At 59.6% G+C, this 22,485-nt stretch carries 25 protein-coding genes and 1 pseudogene; 14 read left to right on the forward strand and 12 right to left on the reverse strand.

The genetic code is table 11. From position 1 onward, the window contains the following. Positions 1-39 precede the first annotated feature (39 nt). Positions 40-999: a thioredoxin-disulfide reductase gene (trxB, locus tag ACZ89R_RS29115; protein WP_429547321.1), complete on the reverse strand. Its 960-nt coding sequence runs from the start codon at positions 997-999 to the stop codon at positions 40-42. 306 nt (positions 1,000-1,305) lie between these two features. Between trxB and ACZ89R_RS29120 the strand changes: the two genes are divergently transcribed. The 6 genes from ACZ89R_RS29120 (at position 1,306) to cysG (ending at position 8,956) form a co-directional block, all read left to right on the forward strand. Then, the gene (locus ACZ89R_RS29120) at positions 1,306-3,711 is read left to right on the forward strand and encodes a DNA translocase FtsK (RefSeq protein ID WP_032830114.1); all 2,406 of its coding nucleotides are present in this window, start codon (positions 1,306-1,308) and stop codon (positions 3,709-3,711) included. Between the two features lie 68 nt (positions 3,712-3,779). After that, positions 3,780-4,403, forward strand: coding sequence for an outer membrane lipoprotein periplasmic chaperone LolA (gene lolA, locus ACZ89R_RS29125; protein ID WP_007904916.1), 624 nt, complete (start codon positions 3,780-3,782; stop codon positions 4,401-4,403). Positions 4,404-4,568: 165 nt separating this feature from the next. Further along, a complete protein-coding gene (locus ACZ89R_RS29130; protein ID WP_429547320.1) occupies positions 4,569-5,891 on the forward strand; it encodes a replication-associated recombination protein A in 1,323 nt (440 codons plus the stop codon). Beyond that, entirely contained in the window at positions 5,891-6,265 is a 375-nt protein-coding gene (gene crcB / locus ACZ89R_RS29135) for a fluoride efflux transporter CrcB (RefSeq protein ID WP_008008558.1), read from the forward strand. The genes ACZ89R_RS29130 and crcB overlap by 1 nt, the downstream gene beginning before the upstream one ends. A gap of 15 nt (positions 6,266-6,280) precedes the next feature. Continuing rightward, on the forward strand, positions 6,281-7,561 hold the full coding sequence (gene serS, locus ACZ89R_RS29140; RefSeq protein WP_429547319.1) for a serine--tRNA ligase: 1,281 nt from the start codon (positions 6,281-6,283) through the stop codon (positions 7,559-7,561). Continuing rightward, positions 7,562-8,956, forward strand: a complete 1,395-nt coding sequence (gene cysG / locus ACZ89R_RS29145) for a siroheme synthase CysG (RefSeq protein ID WP_476241480.1) — start codon at positions 7,562-7,564, stop codon at positions 8,954-8,956. Between the two features lie 122 nt (positions 8,957-9,078). Here cysG and ACZ89R_RS29150 read toward each other — a convergent pair whose 3' ends face one another. The 9 genes from ACZ89R_RS29150 to ACZ89R_RS29190 all read right to left on the reverse strand — a co-directional run bounded on the left by ACZ89R_RS29150 (position 9,079) and on the right by ACZ89R_RS29190 (position 14,095). Further along, positions 9,079-10,083, reverse strand: coding sequence for a glutathione S-transferase family protein (locus tag ACZ89R_RS29150; protein ID WP_429547318.1), 1,005 nt, complete (start codon positions 10,081-10,083; stop codon positions 9,079-9,081). Between the two features lie 90 nt (positions 10,084-10,173). Further along, on the reverse strand, positions 10,174-11,175 hold the full coding sequence (locus ACZ89R_RS29155) for a glycosyl transferase family protein (protein ID WP_429547317.1): 1,002 nt from the start codon (positions 11,173-11,175) through the stop codon (positions 10,174-10,176). After that, positions 11,172-11,507 (reverse strand): TusE/DsrC/DsvC family sulfur relay protein, encoded by a 336-nt coding sequence (locus ACZ89R_RS29160; RefSeq protein WP_429547316.1) that lies wholly within the window; start codon positions 11,505-11,507, stop codon positions 11,172-11,174. The genes ACZ89R_RS29155 and ACZ89R_RS29160 overlap by 4 nt, the downstream gene beginning before the upstream one ends. Beyond that, on the reverse strand, positions 11,504-11,797 hold the full coding sequence (gene tusB / locus ACZ89R_RS29165) for a sulfurtransferase complex subunit TusB (RefSeq protein ID WP_429547315.1): 294 nt from the start codon (positions 11,795-11,797) through the stop codon (positions 11,504-11,506). Before tusB ends, ACZ89R_RS29160 begins: the two co-directional genes overlap by 4 nt. After that, entirely contained in the window at positions 11,797-12,159 is a 363-nt protein-coding gene (gene tusC, locus ACZ89R_RS29170) for a sulfurtransferase complex subunit TusC (RefSeq protein ID WP_123493807.1), read from the reverse strand. The genes tusB and tusC overlap by 1 nt, the downstream gene beginning before the upstream one ends. Position 12,160: 1 nt before the next feature. After that, on the reverse strand, positions 12,161-12,553 hold the full coding sequence (tusD, locus tag ACZ89R_RS29175; protein ID WP_218394454.1) for a sulfurtransferase complex subunit TusD: 393 nt from the start codon (positions 12,551-12,553) through the stop codon (positions 12,161-12,163). A gap of 222 nt (positions 12,554-12,775) precedes the next feature. Beyond that, positions 12,776-13,480 carry a YoaK family protein gene (locus ACZ89R_RS29180; protein ID WP_476241481.1) on the reverse strand — a complete coding sequence of 235 codons (705 nt, stop codon included), beginning with the start codon at positions 13,478-13,480 and terminating at the stop codon, positions 12,776-12,778. A 28-nt stretch (positions 13,481-13,508) separates the two neighbouring features. Then, positions 13,509-13,838, reverse strand: a complete 330-nt coding sequence (locus tag ACZ89R_RS29185; RefSeq protein ID WP_038982575.1) for a DUF6388 family protein — start codon at positions 13,836-13,838, stop codon at positions 13,509-13,511. 2 nt (positions 13,839-13,840) lie between these two features. Continuing rightward, on the reverse strand, positions 13,841-14,095 hold the full coding sequence (locus ACZ89R_RS29190; RefSeq protein WP_429547314.1) for a hypothetical protein: 255 nt from the start codon (positions 14,093-14,095) through the stop codon (positions 13,841-13,843). A gap of 163 nt (positions 14,096-14,258) precedes the next feature. Between ACZ89R_RS29190 and ACZ89R_RS29195 the strand changes: the two genes are divergently transcribed. Further along, positions 14,259-14,609, forward strand: a complete 351-nt coding sequence (locus ACZ89R_RS29195; RefSeq protein WP_429547313.1) for a hypothetical protein — start codon at positions 14,259-14,261, stop codon at positions 14,607-14,609. A gap of 110 nt (positions 14,610-14,719) precedes the next feature. On the opposite strand, the gene ACZ89R_RS29200 is transcribed toward ACZ89R_RS29195, so the two are convergent. After that, positions 14,720-15,148, reverse strand: a complete 429-nt coding sequence (locus tag ACZ89R_RS29200) for a GNAT family N-acetyltransferase (RefSeq protein WP_429547312.1) — start codon at positions 15,146-15,148, stop codon at positions 14,720-14,722. A 147-nt stretch (positions 15,149-15,295) separates the two neighbouring features. Here ACZ89R_RS29200 and ACZ89R_RS29205 point away from each other — a divergent pair, with 147 nt between their 5' ends. The 6 genes and pseudogenes from ACZ89R_RS29205 (at position 15,296) to ACZ89R_RS29230 (ending at position 19,861) form a co-directional block, all read left to right on the forward strand. Then, positions 15,296-15,733 (forward strand): hemerythrin domain-containing protein, encoded by a 438-nt coding sequence (locus tag ACZ89R_RS29205; RefSeq protein WP_429547311.1) that lies wholly within the window; start codon positions 15,296-15,298, stop codon positions 15,731-15,733. Positions 15,734-15,955: 222 nt separating this feature from the next. Next, positions 15,956-16,591, forward strand: a complete 636-nt coding sequence (locus tag ACZ89R_RS29210; RefSeq protein ID WP_429547310.1) for a lytic polysaccharide monooxygenase auxiliary activity family 9 protein — start codon at positions 15,956-15,958, stop codon at positions 16,589-16,591. Between the two features lie 40 nt (positions 16,592-16,631). Further along, positions 16,632-17,666, forward strand: a pseudogene (locus tag ACZ89R_RS29215) (chitinase); the annotation flags it as partial. 112 nt (positions 17,667-17,778) lie between these two features. Further along, positions 17,779-18,372: an NUDIX domain-containing protein gene (locus tag ACZ89R_RS29220; protein ID WP_429547309.1), complete on the forward strand. Its 594-nt coding sequence runs from the start codon at positions 17,779-17,781 to the stop codon at positions 18,370-18,372. Between the two features lie 125 nt (positions 18,373-18,497). After that, the gene (locus ACZ89R_RS29225; RefSeq protein ID WP_030130954.1) at positions 18,498-19,037 is read left to right on the forward strand and encodes a kinase inhibitor; all 540 of its coding nucleotides are present in this window, start codon (positions 18,498-18,500) and stop codon (positions 19,035-19,037) included. 5 nt (positions 19,038-19,042) lie between these two features. After that, positions 19,043-19,861: a helix-turn-helix transcriptional regulator gene (locus tag ACZ89R_RS29230; protein WP_429547308.1), complete on the forward strand. Its 819-nt coding sequence runs from the start codon at positions 19,043-19,045 to the stop codon at positions 19,859-19,861. 41 nt (positions 19,862-19,902) lie between these two features. On the opposite strand, the gene ACZ89R_RS29235 is transcribed toward ACZ89R_RS29230, so the two are convergent. Next, positions 19,903-20,421 carry a methylated-DNA--[protein]-cysteine S-methyltransferase gene (locus ACZ89R_RS29235; RefSeq protein ID WP_429547935.1) on the reverse strand — a complete coding sequence of 173 codons (519 nt, stop codon included), beginning with the start codon at positions 20,419-20,421 and terminating at the stop codon, positions 19,903-19,905. A gap of 152 nt (positions 20,422-20,573) precedes the next feature. Between ACZ89R_RS29235 and ggt the strand changes: the two genes are divergently transcribed. Continuing rightward, on the forward strand, positions 20,574-22,301 hold the full coding sequence (ggt, locus tag ACZ89R_RS29240; protein WP_429547307.1) for a gamma-glutamyltransferase: 1,728 nt from the start codon (positions 20,574-20,576) through the stop codon (positions 22,299-22,301). Positions 22,302-22,485 lie beyond the last annotated feature (184 nt).

Consider the following 22,485-nt stretch of genomic DNA (forward strand, 5'->3'; position numbering starts at 1 on the left):
GGTAGCGGGCCGTTGAGCCCGCCTTGAGGAGGTTAACCGTCAAACGGTGGGGATGTCATCGAGATACTTCTCGGCATCCAGCGCGGCCATGCAGCCGGCCCCGGCGGACGTCACCGCCTGGCGGTAAATATGATCGGCCACGTCACCGGCGGCGAACACGCCTGCAATGTCCGTGGCGGTGGCATCACCTTCGCTGCCACCCTTGACCAGCAGATAACCGTCGCGCATTTTCAGCTGGCCCTGGAACAGATCGGTATTGGGCTTGTGGCCAATGGCGATGAATACGCCGGCCAGCGGCAAGTCATTGGTTTCGCCCGTATGGCTGTGCCGCAGGCGGGCACCGGTCACGCCGCTGGCATCGCCCAGTACTTCGTCCAGATTCTGGTTCCAGTGCAGGCGGATATTGCCATTGGCGGCTTTTTCGAAGAGCTTGTCCTGGAGGATCTTCTCCGAGCGCAATTTGTCGCGACGGTGAATCAAATGAACTTCCTTGGCGATATTCGACAAGTACAGCGCTTCTTCCACGGCCGTGTTACCTCCGCCGACCACCGCGACCACCTGATTGCGGTAAAAGAAGCCATCGCAGGTGGCGCAGGCCGAAACCCCTTTGCCGGCAAAGGCTTCTTCCGATGGCAGCCCCAGGTATTGGGCCGAAGCGCCGGTGGCGATAATCAGCGCATCGCAGGTGTAGGTGCCGCTGTCGCCGATGAGCTCGAACGGGCGCTGTTGCAACTTGGCCATATGGATGTGGTCGTAAACGATCTCTGTGTCGAAGCGTTCGGCGTGTTTTTGCATGCGTTCCATCAGTACCGGGCCAGTCAGGCCTTCGACGTCGCCGGGCCAGTTGTCGACTTCGACGGTGGTGGTGAGCTGGCCACCTGCCTGTATGCCGGTGATGACAACGGGTTTGAGGTTGGCGCGAGCGGCATAAACGGCTGCGCTGTAACCGGCGGGGCCGGAACCCAGAATGATCAGGCGGGAATGCTTCGCTTCAGTCATAAAAACACCTCATAAGCCTTTGTCACAAAAGAGAATGCATGCTCAAATTGGACTGCGCGTACTGTGCTGTTGGCTATGCTGCACCCAAGGGTCTCAAGCATGGCATCGGGTGAACAAACCCGTACAATGCTCGCTTGTAACAGTGTTTGTATCAAAAAAGCGGTGCGTGCCGTATTTCGAAAAACCGGGGCGCAGTGTTAAAAGTAGTCCCAGTTGCGCCTGTTAACTTTTTTACCTGCCTGGATTGGGCAGTTTTTATAGTCATTCAACAGATGGACGCGCCATGGGCGCAGGAAAAGAAGCGTTTTGAAGAAATCCACCGCAGCACCTAAAACAGTCGTCCCGCTCTGGCGCCAGCAATTGCACTACCGGCTCAAGGAAGGTGCATTGATCGCCATCGGCGCCTTGTGCCTGTTCCTGATGATGGCTTTGTTGACCTATGGCAAAGACGATCCGGGCTGGAGCCATAACAGCAAGATCGACGATGTGCAGAACTTCGGCGGGCCGGCCGGCTCTTACAGCGCCGACATCCTGTTCATGGTCCTGGGTTACTTCGCCTACATTTTCCCGCTGTTGCTGGCGATCAAGGCGTATCAGATCTTCCGCCAGCGCCACGAGCCGTGGCAGTGGAGCGGCTGGCTGTTCTCCTGGCGCCTGATCGGCCTGGTATTCCTGGTGCTGTCGGGTGCGGCGCTGGCCCACATCCATTTCCATGCGGCGACCGGTCTGCCGGCCGGCGCGGGCGGCGCGTTGGGCGAAAGCCTCGGCGATCTGGCCCGGAACGCGCTGAACATCCAGGGCAGCACACTGTTGTTCATCGCGCTGTTCCTGTTCGGCCTGACAGTGTTCACCGACCTGTCGTGGTTCAAGGTGATGGACGTCACCGGCAAGATCACCCTTGATCTGTTCGAACTGTTTCAGGGCGCGGCCAATCGCTGGTGGGCGGCCCGTGTCGAACGCAAGCAACTGGTCGCCCAGCTGCGTGAAGTCGACGATCGCGTGCATGACGTGGTCGCGCCGACTGTCACCGACAAACGCGAGCAGGCCAAGGTCAAGGAGCGCCTGATCGAGCGTGAGCAAGCCCTGAGCAAGCACATGTCCGAGCGCGAGAAGCAGGTGCCGCCGGTGATTGCCCCGGCTCCGCCCAAACCGGCAGCTCCCAGCAAGCGCGTGGAAAAAGAGAAACAGGCGCCGTTGTTCGTCGACAGCGCCGTGGAAGGCACCTTGCCACCGATCTCGATTCTCGACCCCGCGGAAAAGAAACAACTCAACTATTCGCCTGAATCCCTGGCGGCCGTCGGCCACTTGCTGGAAATCAAGCTCAAGGAATTTGGCGTCGAGGTCTCGGTGGATTCGATTCACCCGGGCCCGGTCATTACCCGTTACGAAATCCAGCCAGCGGCCGGCGTCAAAGTCAGCCGCATCTCCAACCTGGCGAAAGACCTGGCCCGTTCCCTGGCCGTGACCAGCGTGCGTGTCGTGGAAGTGATCCCGGGCAAGACCACGGTCGGTATCGAGATCCCTAACGAAGACCGGCAGATCGTGCGGTTCTCCGAGGTCTTGTCGACCCCTGAGTACGATAACTTCAAGTCGCCGGTCACTCTGGCCCTGGGTCATGACATCGGCGGCAAACCGGTGATCACCGACCTGGCGAAAATGCCGCACTTGCTGGTGGCCGGTACGACCGGTTCCGGTAAATCGGTGGGCGTGAACGCGATGATCCTGTCGATCCTGTTCAAGTCCGGCCCGGAAGACGCCAAGCTGATCATGATCGACCCGAAAATGCTTGAGTTGTCTATCTACGAAGGCATTCCGCACCTGCTGTGCCCGGTGGTGACCGACATGAAGGACGCCGCCAACGCCTTGCGCTGGAGCGTCGCCGAGATGGAGCGGCGCTACAAACTGATGGCGAAAATGGGCGTGCGTAACCTCTCGGGCTTCAACGCCAAGGTCAAGGAAGCCCAGGACGCTGGGGAGCCGTTGAGCGATCCGCTGTACAAGCGCGAAAGCATCCACGACGAAGCACCGTTGCTGCAAAAACTGCCGACCATCGTCGTGGTCGTCGACGAATTCGCCGACATGATGATGATCGTCGGCAAGAAGGTTGAAGAGCTGATCGCCCGTATCGCCCAGAAGGCCCGTGCGGCCGGTATCCACTTGATTCTCGCGACCCAGCGGCCGTCGGTGGACGTGATCACCGGTCTGATCAAGGCGAACATTCCGACCCGTATGGCGTTCCAGGTATCGAGCAAGATCGATTCGCGGACCATCATCGACCAGGGCGGCGCCGAACAACTGCTGGGCCACGGTGATATGTTGTACATGCCGCCGGGCACCAGTCTTCCGATTCGTGTTCACGGCGCGTTCGTGTCCGATGACGAGGTTCACCGGGTGGTTGAAGCCTGGAAACTGCGCGGTGCGCCGGAATACAACGACGACATCCTCGCCGGTGTCGAAGAGCCCGGTAGCGGCTTTGAAAACGGCGGCGGTGGCGGTGACGATGATGCCGAAACCGATGCGCTCTACGATGAAGCGGTGCAGTTCGTCCTGGAAAGCCGCCGTGCGTCCATCTCCGCGGTTCAGCGCAAGCTGAAAATCGGCTACAACCGCGCGGCGCGCATGATCGAAGCCATGGAAATGGCCGGGGTCGTGACATCCATGAACACCAACGGTTCGCGTGAAGTCCTGGCCCCTGGCCCGGTGCGCGACTGATCCGGTTTTGAAAGGGGCGGTGTCTTGAGGCGCCGCCCGCACTCCCACGAATGTTTATGAGGACTCCCATGCGTCTTATCCGCATGTTGCTGCTGCCGGTACTGGCTTTGACCACGCTTTCGGCCCACGCCGATGACAAGGACGTGGCGCGTCTGACTCAACTGCTGGAAAAATCCCAGACCCTGACCGCGCGTTTCTCCCAGCTGACTCTTGATGGCAGCGGCACCCAGTTGCAGGAAACCGCCGGTCAAATGTCCTTGCAGCGCCCGGGCCTGTTCTACTGGCACACCGATGCGCCGCAAGAGCAACTGATGGTGTCCGACGGCAAGAAGGTTTCCCTGTGGGACCCGGACCTGGAGCAGGTCACCATCAAGACCCTCGACCAGCGTCTGACCCAGACTCCGGCACTGTTGTTGTCCGGTGATGTGTCCAAGATCAGCCAGAGCTTCGACATCAGCGCCAAGGAAGCTGGCGGCGTGATCGACTTCACCCTGAAGCCGAAAACCAAAGACACCCTGTTCGACAGCCTGCGTCTGTCGTTCCGCAACGGTCTGGTCAATGACATGCAACTGATTGATAGCGTCGGTCAGCGCACCAATATCCTGTTCACCGGCGTGAAGGCCAACGAGCCGATTCCTGCGTCCAAGTTCAAGTTCGACATCCCTAAAGGGGCGGACGTGATCCAGGAGTAAGACGCATAACCTGTGGGAGCGGGCTTGCTCGCGAATGCGGTGTGTCAGACAGCATTGATGGCGACTGATACACCGCATTCGCGAGCAAGCCCGCTCCCACAGGTTATGCGGTGTTAGTGCTTTGACTGATCGGCATCAGGACCCAGTGAGGTTTCATAAGTAGTGATGGACCTGTTTCGCAGCGCCCCGATTGCTCAGCCCTTGGCCGCACGCCTGCGTGCGACCAATCTGGACGAGTACGTCGGTCAGGAACACCTGCTCGCTCGCGGCAAGCCTTTGCGCGAAGCGCTGGAGCAGGGTGCCCTGCATTCGATGATTTTCTGGGGGCCGCCGGGGGTGGGTAAAACCACGTTGGCGCGGCTGCTCGCGGAAGTCTCCGATGCGCACTTCGAAACGGTTTCGGCGGTGCTGGCTGGCGTGAAGGAAATCCGCCAGGCGGTGGAAGTCGCCAAGCAGCAGGCCGGGCAGTACGGTAAACGCACCATCCTGTTTGTCGACGAAGTACACCGCTTCAACAAGTCCCAGCAGGATGCATTCCTGCCGTACGTCGAAGACGGCACGCTGATTTTCATCGGTGCGACCACCGAAAACCCCTCGTTCGAACTCAATAACGCGCTGCTGTCCCGGGCTCGCGTCTATGTGCTCAAAAGCCTCGACGAAGCGGCCCTGCGCAAGCTGGTGCATCGCGCGCTGACCGAAGAGCGTGGGCTGGGCAAGCGGCAACTGACCCTCAGCGATGAAGGTTTCCGGATGCTGTTATCCGCTGCCGATGGCGATGGCCGGCGTCTGCTCAATCTGCTGGAAAACGCCTCGGACCTGGCCGAAGACAACAGCGAAATCGGCGTCGACCTGCTGCAAAGTCTGCTCGGTGACACCCGTCGGCGCTTCGACAAGGGCGGCGAAGCTTTCTACGATCAGATTTCCGCGCTGCATAAGTCGGTGCGCGGCTCCAATCCCGATGGCGCGCTGTACTGGTTCGCGCGGATGATCGACGGCGGTTGCGACCCGCTGTACTTGGCCCGGCGTGTGGTGCGCATGGCCAGCGAAGACATCGGTAATGCCGACCCTCGCGCCCTGAGCCTGTGCCTGGCGGCGTGGGAAGTGCAGGAGCGCCTTGGCAGCCCCGAAGGTGAGTTGGCGGTGGCCCAGGCCATTACGTATCTGGCCTGCGCGCCGAAAAGCAATGCGGTGTACATGGGCTTCAAAGCCGCGATGCGCAGCGCCACCGAACACGGTTCGCTCGAAGTGCCGCTGCACTTGCGCAATGCGCCGACCAAGTTGATGAAGCAATTGGGTTATGGCGATGAATACCGCTATGCCCACGATGAACCGGATGCTTACGCCGCTGGCGAAGACTACTTCCCGCAAGAGCTGGAGCCACAACGGTTCTATCAACCTGTGCCCCGCGGCCTGGAGCTGAAGATCGGCGAAAAGCTTAACCACCTCGCGCAGCTTGATCGTCTAAGCCCCCGACAGCGGAGAAAATAGTGATTCCATTGATCGTTGCCGTTTCTGTCGGCGGTGTCGCCGGTACGCTATTGCGTTTCGCCACCGGTAACTGGATCAACGCGAATTGGCCGCGGCACTTCTATACCGCGACGCTGGCCGTTAATATCGTGGGCTGTTTGCTGATCGGCGTTCTATACGGTCTGTTTTTGATTCGCCCGGAGGTACCGTTTGCGGTGCGCGCCGGGTTGATGGTCGGCTTCCTCGGGGGGCTGACGACTTTTTCATCCTTTTCACTGGATACGGTGCGCTTGCTGGAAACCGGGCAAGTGCCGCTGGCCCTGGGCTATGCGGTCATCAGCGTATTCGGCGGGCTGCTCGCCACCTGGGCTGGCCTGTCCCTGACCAAACTTTGATAACGAGAAACCGACATGCTCGATTCCAAACTGTTACGTAGCAACCTTCAGGACGTAGCGGACCGCCTGGCATCCCGTGGCTTTGCCCTGGATGTTGCGCGCATCGAAGCGCTGGAAGAACAGCGCAAGACCGTCCAGACCCGCACCGAAGCTCTGCAGGCTGAACGTAACGCGCGCTCCAAGTCCATCGGTCAGGCCAAGCAGCGCGGCGAAGACATCGCGCCGTTGATGGCGGACGTCGAGCGCATGGCGGGGGAGTTGAGCACCGGTAAAGTCGAGCTGGACGCGATCCAGACCGAGCTGGATTCGATCCTGCTGGGCATCCCGAACCTGCCGCACGAATCGGTGCCGGTCGGCGATGACGAAGAAGGCAACGTTGAAGTGCGCCGCTGGGGCACGCCTAAGGCCTTCGATTTCCCGGTTCAGGACCACGTGGCCCTGGGCGAGAAATTCGGCTGGCTGGACTTCGAAACCGCCGCCAAACTGTCCGGCGCCCGTTTCGCCCTGCTGCGTGGCCCGATCGCCCGTCTGCACCGTGCGCTGGCGCAGTTCATGATCAACCTGCACATCAACGAACACGGTTACGAAGAGGCATACACTCCGTACCTGGTGCAGGCGCCTGCGTTGCAGGGCACCGGTCAGCTGCCGAAGTTCGAAGAAGACCTGTTCAAGATCAGCCGCGAAGGCGAAGCCGATCTGTACCTGATCCCGACCGCTGAAGTGTCGCTGACCAACATCGTCGCTGGCGAGATCGTCGATTCGAAGCTGCTGCCGATAAAGTTCGTGGCGCACACACCGTGCTTCCGCAGCGAGGCCGGTGCATCGGGGCGCGACACTCGCGGCATGATCCGTCAGCACCAGTTCGACAAGGTCGAGATGGTGCAGATCGTCGAGCCATCGACCTCGATGGAAGCGCTGGAAGGCCTGACTGCCAACGCCGAAAAAGTCCTGCAACTGCTGGAACTGCCCTATCGCACCCTGGCGCTTTGCACGGGCGACATGGGCTTCAGCGCGGTCAAGACTTACGATCTGGAAGTGTGGATTCCGAGCCAGGACAAATACCGCGAAATTTCCTCGTGCTCCAACTGCGGCGATTTCCAGGCCCGCCGCATGCAAGCGCGTTTCCGCAACCCGGAAACCGGCAAGCCTGAGCTGGTTCACACCCTGAACGGTTCCGGCCTGGCGGTCGGCCGTACCCTGGTGGCGGTGCTCGAGAACTACCAGCAGGCCGACGGTTCGATCCGTGTACCTGAAGTGCTCAAGCCGTACATGGGTGGCCTTGAGGTCATCGGCTAAATGGACTATCTGCCGCTGTTTCATAACCTTCGCGGCAGTCGTGTATTGGTCGTCGGCGGAGGGGAGATTGCCTTGCGCAAATCCCGCCTGCTGGCCGAAGCCGGTGCGCTGCTGCGGGTGGTTGCACCGCAAATCGAACCGCAACTGCGCGAGCTAGTGGTCGGCAGCGGTGGCGAGTGCCTGGTACGTGGCTACGCCGAAACGGATCTGGACGGTTGCGGGCTGATCATCGCCGCCACCGACGACGAACCGCTGAACGCGCAAGTCTCCGCCGATGCTCATCGGCGTTGCGTGCCGGTCAACGTGGTGGACGCTCCGGCCCTGTGCAGCGTGATCTTCCCGGCGATCGTCGACCGTTCTCCGTTGATCATCGCGGTGTCCAGCGGCGGCGATGCGCCGGTGCTGGCGCGGTTGATTCGCGCCAAGCTGGAAACCTGGATTCCTTCCACCTATGGCCAACTGGCCGGTCTGGCGGCGCGTTTCCGTACTCAGGTCAAAGGTCTGTTCCCGGATGTGCAGCAGCGCCGGGCGTTCTGGGAGGATGTATTCCAGGGCCCGATTGCCGACCGGCAACTGGCCGGGCAGGGCGCCGAGGCCGAGCGCTTGATGCTGGCGAAAATCAATGGCGAAGCGCCTGTCGCTACCGGCGAGGTTTATCTGGTGGGTGCCGGGCCGGGTGATCCCGACCTGTTGACCTTCCGCGCCTTGCGTCTGATGCAGCAAGCCGATGTGGTGCTGTATGACCGTCTGGTGGCGCCGGCGATTCTGGATTTGTGCCGTCGCGATGCCGAGCGGGTCTACGTTGGCAAGCGCCGCGCCGATCACGCCGTGCCTCAGGAACAGATCAACCAGCATCTGGTGGATCTGGCCAAGGCCGGCAAGCGCGTGGTGCGGTTGAAGGGCGGCGATCCGTTCATTTTCGGGCGCGGTGGCGAAGAGATCGAAGAGCTGGCGGCCCATGGCATTCCGTTCCAGGTCGTCCCGGGCATTACCGCAGCCAGTGGTTGCGCGGCCTATGCCGGGATTCCGCTGACTCACCGCGATTACGCGCAGTCGGTGCGGTTCGTCACCGGGCACCTCAAGGACGGTTCCACCGATTTGCCATGGGCTGACCTGGTCGCGCCGGCGCAAACCCTGGTGTTTTACATGGGGCTGGTGGGCCTGCCGATCATCTGCGAGCAGTTGATCAAGCACGGTCGCGCGGCCGATACCCCGGCGGCGTTGATCCAGCAGGGCACCACGGTCAATCAGCGGGTGTTTACCGGCACCCTGGCCGATCTTCCACGGCTGGTGGCGGAGCATGAAGTACATGCGCCGACGCTGGTGATCGTCGGGGAAGTGGTGCAACTGCGCGAGAAACTGGCGTGGTTTGAAGGGGCTCAGGGGCAGGTCTGAGGACCGAGTCGCCCCCCATCGCGAGCAGGCTCGCTCCCACAGGGGATTTGTGAACGACGCAAATCCAATGTGGGAGCGAGCCTGCTCGCGATGGGGCCCTCAAAGTCAATACAGAATTACGATCAGTCCTGGTTCTTGCGCCAAACCCCTTTCCCACTCAACCGCGCCCGATCATGAGCCGCAGTGAAGTCCTGCGCCGGCCCTTTAGGCACGATCCCGGTCGGATTGATGGTCTTGTGGCTGCCGTAGTAGTGATTCTTGATGTGCTCAAAACTCACCGTCTCGGCTATCCCCGGCCATTGATAAATCTCCCGTAGCCAGTTCGACAGATTCGGATAATCGGCAATCCGTCGCAGGTTGCACTTGAAGTGTCCGAAGTACACCGCATCGAAACGAATCATCGTAGTGAACAGCCGAATATCCGCTTCCGTCAGGTATTCGCCCGTCAGGTATCGATTCGCGCCCAGCAATTGCTCCAGCCGATCCAGCTCAGCAAACAATTCATCGAACGCTTCTTCATAAGCCTGCTGCGACGTAGCAAAACCGGCGCGATAGACGCCGTTGTTCACCGCTGGATAAATCCGCTCGTTCATGGCGTCGATTTCGTTTCGCAAGGGCGCCGGGTAGAAATCCAGGTCATTGCCGGTCAGCTCATCAAAAGCACTGTTGAACATGCGGATGATCTCCGCCGATTCATTGTTGACGATGCGATTTGTCTGTTTGTCCCACAGCACCGGCACCGTGACGCGACCGGTGTAGTTAGCGGTATCAGTGGTGTAGCGCTGGTGCAGAAATTTCAGATCGCCAAGCTTGTCGCCGGTCGAGCCGTGAGCCTTGTCGAAGGTCCAGCCGTTCTCCAGCATCAGAAAGCTCACCACCGACACATCGATCAGGCTTTCCAGGCCTTTGAGCTTACGCAGGATCAACGTGCGATGGGCCCACGGGCAGGCGAGGGAGACGTAGAGATGATAGCGACCCGCCTCGGCGGAAAAACCACCGATGCCGGTGGGGCCTGGCTTGCCGTCGGCGGTCAGCCAGTTGCGACGTTGTGCCTGTTCACGCTGGAACGTGCCGTCCTTGCTTTCATACCACTGATCCTGCCAGCGGCCTTCGACTAACAAACCCATGTGCAAAACTCCTCAACCGATAAGCGTTGGAGAAGAGTCTATGCGCATAGGTTCGAACAAAAAGCGCAAAGGTTGGGCGTTTATGATCGGTTAAATCGATCGGTCCCTTGCATCCCAATATTGCTGTGCGGTTTCGAACGCTTGCTCGCGGGGCAGACCGAGGCCGCGCAACGCCAGGGCCATGGTCGAGATCAACGCCATTTGCGGGTAGCTATCGACCACGTCGCCACGCCACACCGCTTTCAAATGCTCGGGATCAAGGCTGGCCGGTTTGACGTGGCGCTGGGTCGACAGCTGTGGCCATTCTTCATCCCAGCTTTCGCCGCCGGTGGTGCCATACAGGTGACTGTCGGCATCCGGGTTGATCTCGATTTCGCCGCCATCGCCCTTGATGACGATGGCAGTGTCGCCGAGCAAACCGCTGGCCTCGCGATGCACGGCCTGATAGCCGGGATGGAAAATGCTTTGCAGGCCGCAACGAGCGCCCAACGGATTTAGAATTCGCGCCAGGGAATGGATCGGCGAGCGCAGGCCCAAGGTGTTGCGCAGGTCGATCATTCGCTGAAGTTGCGGCGCCCAGTCCACCAATGGCATGAACGCCAGCCCGCCCTGATCGAGCGCCGCGTCGACCTGCTGCCAGTTGCGGCACAGTGGAATGTTCAGCGTATCGAGCAGTTGTTCGCTGTACAGCCGACCGGCCGTGTGCGCGCCGCCGCCATGCATGAAGATGCGCACGCCGTTCTGTGCCAGGCACTTGGCCGCCAGCAGGTACCACGGCAAGTGACGCTTCTTGCCGGCATACGTCGGCCAGTCCAGATCAACCGCCAGCGCTGGCGGATTCAGGCGTTCACGCACGGCTTCGGTGAACCCGGCCATTTCCTCGGCGCTTTCTTCCTTGTGCCGCAACAGCATCAGGAAGGCGCCGAGCTGGGTGTCTTCGACCTTGTCGTCGAGCAACAGGCCCATGGCCTCGCGGGCTTCTTCGCGGGTCAGGTTGCGGGCACCGCGTTTGCCCTTGCCAAGCATCCGCACGAACTGGGCGAACGGGTGCTCGGCGGGTGTTTCGAGGGTCAGTGCTGGATAGTCGGTCATAAGCAATTCGTCGGTTTGGGCAGGCCCGCCAGTTTCGCGGCGAGTTTGGCAGGGGTGCCTTTGAACAGTCGGTTCAGGTGCAGGCTGTTGCCCTTGTCGGGGCCGAGTTTCAATGCGGTGTACTTGATCAGCGGGCGGGTCGCCGGGGACAGCTGGAATTCGTCGTAGAAACTGCGCAGCAGTTCGAGGATCTCCCAGTGTTCCGGGCTCAACTCGATGTCTTCGGCGGCAGCGAGGGCGGCGGCCACCTCGACAGACCAGTCGCTCAGTTCGACGAGGAAACCGTCCTTGTCCAGTTCAATGGCGCGGGCGCCGACCGTCAGGGATCTCATAGCCAACTGTTGACCTTGTCGTAGTGAATCGACAGTTCGACGAAGGCCGGGTAGTCGATGGCCTTGGCCCAGTCCGGGACTTGCAGCGCCCGTGCTTGAGCATCTTCGGCCAGTACGAACAACTTCAGGCCGCGGGCGTGCAGCGCGCTGAATGGCGCGGTGCCTGGCTGCAAGGCATAAGCCGCATCGCCACTCAGCAAAAGCGCATCGTTGGCGCCGATCACGCGCAGGCAACTGTTCAGGCGGTCATCGCCGAAAGGGGAATGAGACAACACATGCAAAGTCGACATCAGAGGGTGATCACCTGGTCGTAACGATCAATAAGGGCAGTGATTTCCTGGGCAGCCAACACCTGGGCTTCTTCAAGCGACAGGTTTTCGGGATCCAGACCACGTGTCGCGGCGCTTTCACCGCAGACGAACAGGTCTTCGACGCCAAACATCGGCAAGGCTTGCAGGTTGGCGCTCAGGTCTTTCTGTTGCAGGGCCTTGGCGTTCTGTTTATTGGCGAGCTGGAACACGCCGTCATCGAGAAACAGCAGGCCGATCGGCAGATCGAAGGCACCGCCGGCCAGCACGATGTCCAGCGCTTCGCGCGCATTCGGCCCGGACCACGGCGCCTGACGGCTGATAATCAGCAAGGATTTAGCCATCTCACGTGCCTCCGAAACAGATCAAACGGTCAGCGTCCTGCACCGCGTCATGCAACTGGCCGAGGCCGGACAATTCCCACGGCGCACCCACCGCTATCGCTTCACGCTGATAGCGCTGGGCTTCTTCCTCGTTCAACACCCCACGGCGCAGGGCGGCGGCGATGCAGACCACGCCATCGAGTTGATGCTCGGTGACAAAGTTGTGCCATTGCTTGGGCAAATCCTGCTCGTCCTGAGGCGTGACCACGCTGCCGGACGCGTTGTAGACGCCATCCTGATAGAAAAACAGCCGGACAATCTCATGCCCGCCGGCCAGCGCGGCCTGGGCGAACAGCAGGGCACGGCGCGAGGAGGGTGCATGGGCGGCGGAAAACAGCGCAATGGCGAATTTCATGATGGGCTCGATCAGCAAAACTGCGGCCATGATAAAGCTTTATCAGCGGGGCGGCGAAGGGCGTTTACTTGAAGACCGAGTCGCTGCTATCGCGAGCAGGCTCGCTCCCACAAGGGATTTGTGTCGTACAGAACACTGAAATCCACTACAGACCCCTGTGGGGGCGAGCCTGCTCGCGATAGCGGAGTGTCAGGCAACATCAATGCTGAATTGATAACCCGATCAGCGCGGCATATAACCCAACTGCCAACGTCGCGGAATCTTCAACGACAGCAACCCCAGCGCCCCGGCCAGCAGACCACTGACAAACAAGGCCTTGAGCCCCAGATGATGCTCCATTAAAGCCCCAATCACCGCGCCGGCAAACATCCCGGTCCATGGGACCAACTGCACCCGCCAGCCATTGCGCCGCTCGCCAAGCATCCACCGCCCCAGCCCTCGGCCGAACCGCGACAGCGCGCCGGTGACGTAGGTCAGGCCGACCGGCAGTCCATTCACCTCTTCCACGGCGGCATTGAGCATGCCCATGGCAATGATCGTCGCCAGCAGCGCCGGCAGTTGCCTGTCATAGGGCCAGGCTGCGGCGCCGCACAGCAACGTGGCGATGCACAGCATCAATGGCAGCGCCCGTCGGCCACCGAACCGGCTGACGACAATGCCCAAGGCATTACCGATGACGAACGTGGCCACGAGAATCAGCAGACGCAGGGTCAGCCCGAGATCGCCATCGCTGATCGCTACGGCAAGGCGTGTGGTGTTGCCGCTCATGAAGGACACGAAGTCGCCGCTGGCCATGAAGCCGATGGCATCGGTCATGCCGGCGAGCACCGACAAACCGGCGACCAGCGCCAAGCCGATGCGTCCGCGCCATTTATGGGTATGCAGATGGCCCGGCGTGGCCCGGGTGCCTGACGGAGAAGGCAGCATTGAAGAGGACTTCCTTGAGCAGCGATGATTATTTGGTTAGCCCATATAACTCGCAATACTCCAGCCAGTCCATGCCGGCCATCTCCGCGACTTCCTTGTGCACCTCCAGGCGTTGGGCCTGGTAATCCTCCGGCGTGGCGGCCGTCAGTTGCAGTGTCAGCTCCCAGGCAAACAAACCCAGGCGCTCAGCCTCGGCTTCGAACGCTTCATGCAAACGCTCGTCGCGGTACTGCGCCACTGTCACGCCCTTGGCCTGGGCCAACAGTGGATTCAGGTTGTCCAGTTCGATGCGCAGCTCAGGACGCTCATCGAGAAACTTTTTCAGCGCCTGCTCGTGTTGCTGTTCGGTTGCCGCCATGGTCACTCCTTGGAAGGCTGCTTTTTGCTCGCCTTGGCAGCCGCGGCCAGACACTCCAGGGCAAATTGCTCGGGGTAGGTCATCTGGATCGGCGTGGTTTCGCCTTTAACGGTTCTTTCGCCATCGAGAATGTAGCGAATCCGCTTGTCGGTGACGCCAATTCGCTTGGCGATCCAGGACGGCGTCTGACCGATCTGGCTGATCAGCTTGTCGGCGTATTCAGCGGTCGGTTTGTAGTATTCGGCGTTGGGTGTCATGACCTTTCCAGAAAAATGCGCCCGGAAAAAATGGGCGATGCGGCGTTAATGGCGCGACAGGGTGCGCGAATCGTTGCGCGGTGTCGCGGTATAAATGAAGTAAAGCAGAACGATACGCTGCGTCGCAGTGATACAGTCCGCTTTTTCCTGATGAGCGAATGCAATGCGAATTCTGATGATGGCGCTGGCCGCAACCTTGCTGGCGGGCTGCGCCGGATCGGCGATGAATGACGCCCGCACCAAAACCCCGTACAAAACCCTGACCTCGGACAAACCGGAAAAAATCGTCGCCCAGTGCGTGCAGTTTGCCTGGCAGGACGAAGCGGTGTTCGGCGTCGATGCGGGCGCTTATTTGCAGCCGGGCAAGAAGGGTGGCTCGACGGTGTATACCCGTTCGGCCGAGTCCTTCGTGGACGTGACCACCGATGCCTCGGGTACAGCGTTGAGCTACTACGCGCAGCATGACGATTTTGTCGCCAAACGCCGATTGGCGGCATTGGCGACCTGTTTGTAAGCAAGATCAAAAGATCGCAGCCTTCGGCAGCTCCTACAGGGTGAACGCAATCCCATGTAGGAGCTGCCGAAGGCTGCGATCTTTTGGGGCGCCCCCCCGACAATCGAAGGTTACAAATCCACCAAACGCTTCTGAAAAAAGAAGCGCTTATGGCCCGGCGGGTAATCGGCAATGTGCCCCAACTCGCTGTAGCCATGCTTCTTGTAAAACTCCGGCGCCTGGAAGTCGAAGGTGTCCAGCCAGATCCCCACGCATTCCTTTTCCCGCGCCAGGTCTTCGGCCATCTGCATCAGCTTCGAGCCCATCCCTTGTCCCCGGGCCAGCTCCGGCACCGACAACAATTCAATGAAAAACCACCGGTAAAACACTCGGCCATAAAGCCCGCCGAGAATCTCGTCGCTGTCATTGCGTACCAGCAAAGCAATCTGCTCCGACACCGTGGCCCCGGCCTTTGAGGCGTTGTAGGCGCGCAGCGGTGTGAGGATCGCCTCGCGCTCTTCCTGAGTGGCATTTTTCGACAATTCGATTCGCAGGGTCATAGGCTACACATCCTTATGGCAGTGAACACGGAGCCTATCCCGGTTGTGGCGATTGTTCTATCCCCCGCAACCGAAGGAACCCCGGGGACTCCAGGAATGTCTAGCCTGAACAGCATCATTGCTGAACGCAGCCATTGAGGACAGTCCGTGAACATTTTTGAAGCCTTGCGCGAAAGCCACGACCGTCAGCGCCGCTATGCCGATGCGCTGATTCAAACCCGGGGCGACACCCCGGAACGGGTCGAGGCTTACAAACGGCTCAAATCCGAGCTTCAGGCCCACGAAACCGCTGAAGAACGCCATTTCTACATGCCGCTGATGGCGTTCGACAACGGCGTGGATCTTAGCCGCCACGCCATCTCCGAACATCACGAAATGGACGAGATGATGGAAGCGCTGGATGCGACCGAAATGTCCAGTCCGTCCTGGTTGGCAACGGCGAAAAAGCTTTCGGAGAAGGTCCATCACCACCTCAAAGAGGAGGAGCAGAAGTTCTTCCAGATGGCCGGCAAGTTGCTCGACGAGCAACAGAAAGAAACCCTCGCCGGGCAGTATCAGAAAGAATACAAGGCGCAACTTTCCTGAGGCTGAAAGCGTGCCGATCGTTACCTTGCGCTGTAATCCTTTTACCACAAGGTTCGTAGGATTTGATTTGGTGTGCTGGTTATACATCCAGTATTTGCGGGCGAATAGTTCGCAAACGCATGATCCACCTGAGAAATGGGCCAATGGACAAAAAAACCAGCTCCGTTAGGTTGAAGGCCTCTCCTCGGGAAGGAGAGTTCTTAAATCAACGGAGTGAAAAAGATGAACCAACCACAGACTCAAACACAACTTCGACACGGTCGTGTCACATCCCCCTCCAGCCGCGGCGCGGTTGCCGTGGAGCAGGGGCTGCTGGGTAACTGGCAGGTCAACGAAATGGAAGGTGGCAAGAATTTCCCGGCGCTTGCCGCAGGCCCGTTCCCGGCGCCGTATCAAACCGACAGCGACAGTGTTACCCCTCCCTCCGATGGCCACATCCTCAGTGGCGGCAAGGTCGACGACCGTGATTGCATCAACTTCACCAACGAAGAAATGAGCAAAAAACTCAATCGTCCGTTCACCTGGCCGCTATTGAATGTCGACCCTGGCCAGACCTTCAAGGTCACTTGGGAATACACCGCGCCCCACGTCACCCGTGGCTACCGCTGGCTCATCACCAAGGACGGCTGGGACCCGAAACAACGCATCAGCCGCGCGCAACTGGAGGCACAACCGTTCTTCGAGGACTTCTACATCCAGGTGCCGTACTACAGCCATTCCGCCGAGATGAAGGCCAAGGTCAACCACGAAGTGAAATTGCCGGCCAACAAGAAAGGCCATCACGTCATCGTGCTGATGTGGATCGTGGCCAACACCGGCAACGCGTTCTATCAAGCGTTCGACGTGGATTTCAAGTAACGCCAAACCTCTTAATCAACACGTTCTGAAGGATTAGAACATGTCAAAAATCGACTTTTCACTACTGAAGTCTCAACTGAGCGATGCCGCTTCGTTGATGCCCTCGATCGCCGGTAAAAAGATCCTCATGGGCTTCTGGCACAACTGGCCGGCTGGCCCGAGTGACGGTTACCAGCGCGGGAAATTCGCCAACATGAACCTGGCGGACGTACCCAAGGAGTACAACGTGGTGGCCGTGGCCTTCATGAAGGGCAACGGCATCCCGACCTTCAAGCCTTACAACCTGTCCGACGCCGAGTTCCGCCGTCAGGTCGGCGTGCTGAACAGCCAGGGCAGGGCGGTACTGATTTCCCTTGGTGGCGCCGACGCGCATATCGAGCTGCACAAAGGTAACGAACAGCCGCTGGCCAACGAAATCATCCGACTGGTCGAAACCTACGGCTTCGATGGGCTGGACATCGATCTTGAACAGAGCGCGATTGATTTCGCCGACAACAAGACCGTCCTGCCCGCTGCCCTGAAACTGGTGAAGGATCATTACGCCGGCGAAGGCAAACACTTCATCATCAGCATGGCGCCGGAGTTTCCGTACCTGTCCACTTCTGGCAAATATGTCGGCTACCTTCAGGCGCTGGAAGGCTATTACGACTTCATCGCGCCGCAGTATTACAACCAGGGCGGCGACGGGCTCTGGGTGCCGGAAGCCAACAACGGCGCTGGCGCCTGGATCGCTCAGAACAATGACGCGATGAAGGAGGACTTCCTGTTCTACCTGACCGAAAGTCTGGTGACCGGCACTCGCGGGTATACGAAGATTCCTGCAGACAAGTTCGTCATTGGCCTGCCGTCCAACGTCGATGCGGCGGCCACCGGCTATGTGATCAACCCGACCGCTGTGGTGAACGCCTTCAAGCGCCTCGACGCCAAGGGGCTTCCCATCAAAGGCCTGATGACTTGGTCGGTGAACTGGGACAACGGGGTCAGCAAGGACAACGTTGCGTACAACTGGGAGTTCAGTCGGCGTTATGGGCCGTTGATCCACGGCCAGCAGCTGTCTTCTCAAGAGGAAAACGCAACGACTCCTGAAGTCGCCAACCAGCGATAAAAAAGAAGCCCGGCAGTCATGCCGGGCTTTTCTGTTTTCGCCTAACATGGACGCTTTCTGACGAACATAAGGATGGATTGTCATGTCGAACACAGCCGAGCGGGTCAACATCATCGAGTCCCAGGTGCTGTCCCACGACTGGTATCTGCTGAAGAAAATCACTTTCGATTACTTGCGCAACAACGGCGACTGGCAGCGTCAGACTCGCGAAGTCTACGACCGGGGCAACGGTGCGGCGATTTTGCTGTTCAATCGCGAGAAGAAAACTGTTGTGCTGACCCGTCAGTTCAGGCTGCCGGTGTTCGTCAACGGCCACGATGGTTTGTTGATTGAAGTGGCAGCGGGGCTGCTGGAAGGCGTTGCGCCTGAAGAGCGCATTCGTGCTGAGGCCGAGGAGGAAACCGGCTATCGCGTCCACCATGTGCAGAAGGTTTTCGAGGCGTACATGAGCCCCGGTTCGGTGACTGAAAAGCTGCATTTCTTCATGGCCGAGTACGACGCCTCTTCGAAGGTCAGTGATGGCGGCGGGCTGGAGGAGGAAACCGAAGAACTGGAAGTACTGGAGTGGACGTTCGACGAGGCGCTGGCGGCGTTCTATCGCGGGGAGATCTGCGATGCCAAGACCATCATGCTGCTGCAGTATGCGGCGATGAAAAACATCTTCGGAGCGGTTTGAGCAGGATTGGATTGGCTTCTGAATCGAGAGAGCGTTCAGGCACAATGGTCGAGCATTTCGGCACAGTAACCAGCCTTTGCTCTCTCTAAACTCGTGCCTCACGCCAACACTCAGATGAGGTCACGATGAACATCAGAATAATCCTATCCGCATTGTCCATGGGGGTCGTGCTCACGGGACACGCTGCCGACTTCTCGCTGACGAGCCAGGATATTGCTGAAAACCGCCCGTTGACCAGCCGCGAGGTGTTCCAGGGCTTCGGTTGCGAAGGTGGTAATACTTCGCCCGAGCTTTCCTGGCGCAACGCCCCGGCGGGCACCAAGAGTTACGCGATCACGGTCTACGATCCTGATGCGCCGACCGGCAGCGGCTGGTGGCATTGGACGGTGGTCAACTTGCCCGCTTCAACCAGCAGTTTGCCAAGAGGGGTCGGTTCGAACCTGCCTGCCGGTGCAGTACAAGGGCGAACCGATTATGGCCAGCCGGGATTTGGCGGGGCTTGCCCGCCTGTAGGCGACAAGCCCCATCGCTATCAATTCACCGTATGGGCGTTGAAAGTCGATAAGCTACCGCTCGACAACCAGGCCAGTGGCGCCTTGGTGGGCTATATGCTCAATGCCAACGCCTTGGCCAAAGCGACCATCACTTCAACTTACGGACGTTAAGAACAATGCGCCCTTGTGTCGGCATACAGCACCGGGAAAACATTATCGATGCGTGTGTCATACGGGCGCGACAGCCCCATACATTGCAACGGGTGCCGATATTCGCCACCGCCTTGTGTCGAGTGCGGCAGGGGGAAAAACTGCTGCAATGGGATGACCGGGAAATGCGTGCCGGGCCGCAACATCTGATTCTGATGCCGGCCGGGCGCGAGCTTGGCATCTCGAACTTCCCCGGCCTTCACGGTCACTACATCGCTGATGTGGTGACCTTTCCCGGTTCGACACTGCGTAACTTCAGCAGCCGATATGGCCAGCAGATCATCAGCCATCGCCGCGCCCCGAAGACAGACCTATGTGTCCCTCTGGACAGGCATACCACACAGGCATGGGATCAGTTATTGGCCTCCATCAATGCGGATGCTCCGGATGCATTACGCACCCACTATGGGGAAGCGGTTCTCCTGAGCCTGTGCCTCGGCGGCCAGGCCGGGCCGCTGCTGATGGATCGCAACGATCCACTGTGCGAACGGGTGCAGCAACTGGTAATGAGCAGCCCGGAAAGAGACTGGACTGTTGCGCACGTGGCACAACACCTGAACCTGGGGGAGTCGACGTTGCGTCGCCAACTGGCCAATGAGGGGAGCAGTTTCAGGAATATTCTGGAAAACGTTCGGCTGGCGACGGCGTTGCAATGGTTGCAAACCACGTCTCGTCCCATCGGTGAAATTGCCGGTGCCAGCGGCTATGCCTCGGCCTCACGTTTTGCAGTGCGCTTTCGCTCACACTATGGCCTGTCGCCACGGGAATTACGGGCAGCGATTTAGGTAGTTGCTGAGAGATGTTCCCTGTCTTTTTGTAGGGGCCGTTAGATAAACAAATCATCCATCCTGCCGGCCCCGTGGCACTCGTACCCCTCCAGCGTCAGCAACCGCTCTTTCGCCTCAAGCCCACCGGCAAACCCCGTCAGTTTCCCCGACGCACCGATCACCCGATGACACGGCGCGATAATCGAAATCGGATTCTTGCCATTCGCCGCACCCACCGCGCGAACCGCACTGGGATTGCCGATTTGCCGGGCAATCTCGCTGTAGCTGCGAGTCTCGCCAAACGGAATGGTCAGTAACGCCTGCCATACCTTCTGCTGAAATTCCGTCCCGGCAAAGTCCAGTTCCAGCTCGAAACGGTTACGCGTGCCAGCAAAGTATTCCTGCAACTGCTGTGCGGTGCGCACCAGGATCGGGTTGTCTGTTGCTTGCGTCATCGGCCCCAGCCTTACCCGGCCCGGTTTGTCGTTTTCCCAGAGGATGGCCGCCAGTCGTGCGCCTTTCGCCACCAGTTTCAATTCGCCGACCGGAGACGCCAGGGTGGTGAAGGTGTAGGACATGCCGGCGGACTCCGCAAAAGTGCTGAACAGGGGGCCCAGCATACTGCCTCGTCGGGGAGGCGCAATACGCAATCCCAGCCATACTTGCCTACTGCTCTTGAACCGTTCCCGCTGTTTTTGAACAGAACCTAAAAACAAAAAGAGACCGACTCATGAAGTTCGAACCTTTTACCAAATCGCTCGTGGCAACCGCATTGGCGCTGAGCTGCCTGACCGCCCACGCGGCCTCCGTTGCCCCGGTCGCGGCCGAAAACGGCATGGTCGTCACCGCCCAGCATCTGGCCAGCCACGTCGGCGTCGATGTGCTCAAGAATGGTGGCAACGCCGTCGATGCCGCCGTTGCAGTAGGTTATGCGCTGGCGGTGGTGTACCCCGCGGCGGGCAACCTGGGCGGCGGCGGTTTCATGACGATTCAATTGGCGGACGGGCGCAAGACCTTCCTCGACTTCCGTGAAAAAGCCCCGCTGGCCGCGACCCCCGACATGTACCTCGACAAAGCGGGCAACGTCATCCCGGACCTGAGCACACGCGGCCATCTTGCCGTTGGCGTGCCGGGCACTGTCTCGGGCATGGAACTGGCCCTGAAGAAATACGGTACCAAACCCCGCAAGGAAGTGATCGCCCCGGCCATCAAACTTGCCGAAGACGGTTTTGTGCTGGAGCAGGGCGATGTCGACCTGCTGGAGTACGCCACCGACGTCTTCAAGAAAGACATGCGCGACTCGGGCTCGATCTTCCTGAGCAATGGCGAACCGATGCAGGTGGGCCAGAAACTCGTACAAAAAGACTTGAGCAAAACCCTGCGGGAAATTTCCGAGAAGGGCGCCGACGGTTTCTATAAAGGCTGGGTGGCTGACGCCATTGTCACTTCCAGTCAGGCCAACAAGGGCATCATCACCCAGGCCGACCTCGACAAATACCAGACCCGCGAACTGGCGCCGATCGAGTGCGATTACCGTGGCTATCATGTGGTCTCGGCGCCACCGCCAAGCTCCGGTGGCGTGGTGATCTGCGAGATCATGAACATTCTCGACGGCTACCCGATGAAAGAGCTGGGCTTCCGCTCGGCTCAGGCGATGCACTACCAGATCGAAGCGATGCGTCACGCGTATGTGGACCGCAACAGCTACCTCGGCGACCCGGACTTCGTGAAAAATCCGATCGCCCATCTGCTGGATAAAAACTACGCGACCAAAATCCGCGAAGTCATCGATCCGCAAAAGGCCGGCGTGTCCCGTGAGATCAAACCCGGCGTAGCGCCCCACGAAGGCAGCAATACCACCCATTACTCGATCGTCGACAAATGGGGCAATGCGGTGTCGGTGACCTACACCCTCAACGACTGGTTCGGCGCCGGCGTCATGGCGAGCAAAACCGGGGTCATCCTTAACGATGAAATGGACGACTTCACCTCGAAAATCGGCGTGCCGAACATGTACGGTCTGGTGCAGGGCGAAGCCAACGCCATCGCCCCAGGCAAGGCGCCGCTGTCGTCCATGAGCCCGACCATCGTCACCAAGGACGGCAAGGTCGTCATGGTCGTCGGCACTCCCGGTGGCAGCCGCATCATCACCGCAACCCTGTTGACCATCCTCAACGTGATCGACTACGGCATGAACATCCAGGAAGCGGTGGATGCGCCGCGCTTCCACCAGCAATGGCTGCCGGAAGAAACCAACCTGGAGAACTTCGCCACCAGCCCAGACACCAAGAAGATGCTCGAAAGCTGGGGGCACAAATTTGCCGGGCCGCAGGACCCGAACCATATCGCAGCTATTCTGGTAGGTGCGCCTTCGCTGGAAGGCAAGCCAGTGGGCAAGAACCGCTTTTATGGCGCGAACGATCCACGGCGTAATACCGGGTTGTCACTCGGTTACTGAAACAGGCGATCACCGGCCACCTGAACTCCCCGGGTGGCCCTGATCCCCGTAGGAGCTGCCGAAGGCTGCGATCTTTTGCCTTTGATGTCAGCGAAAGCAAGATCAAAAGATCGCAGCCTTCGGCAGCTCCGACAGGGGTTCGAACGCAGCCTCGCAAGCTCGACAGTTGCTACAGGTTAAAAAG

This window comes from Pseudomonas sp. TE3728 (assembly GCF_056279145.1).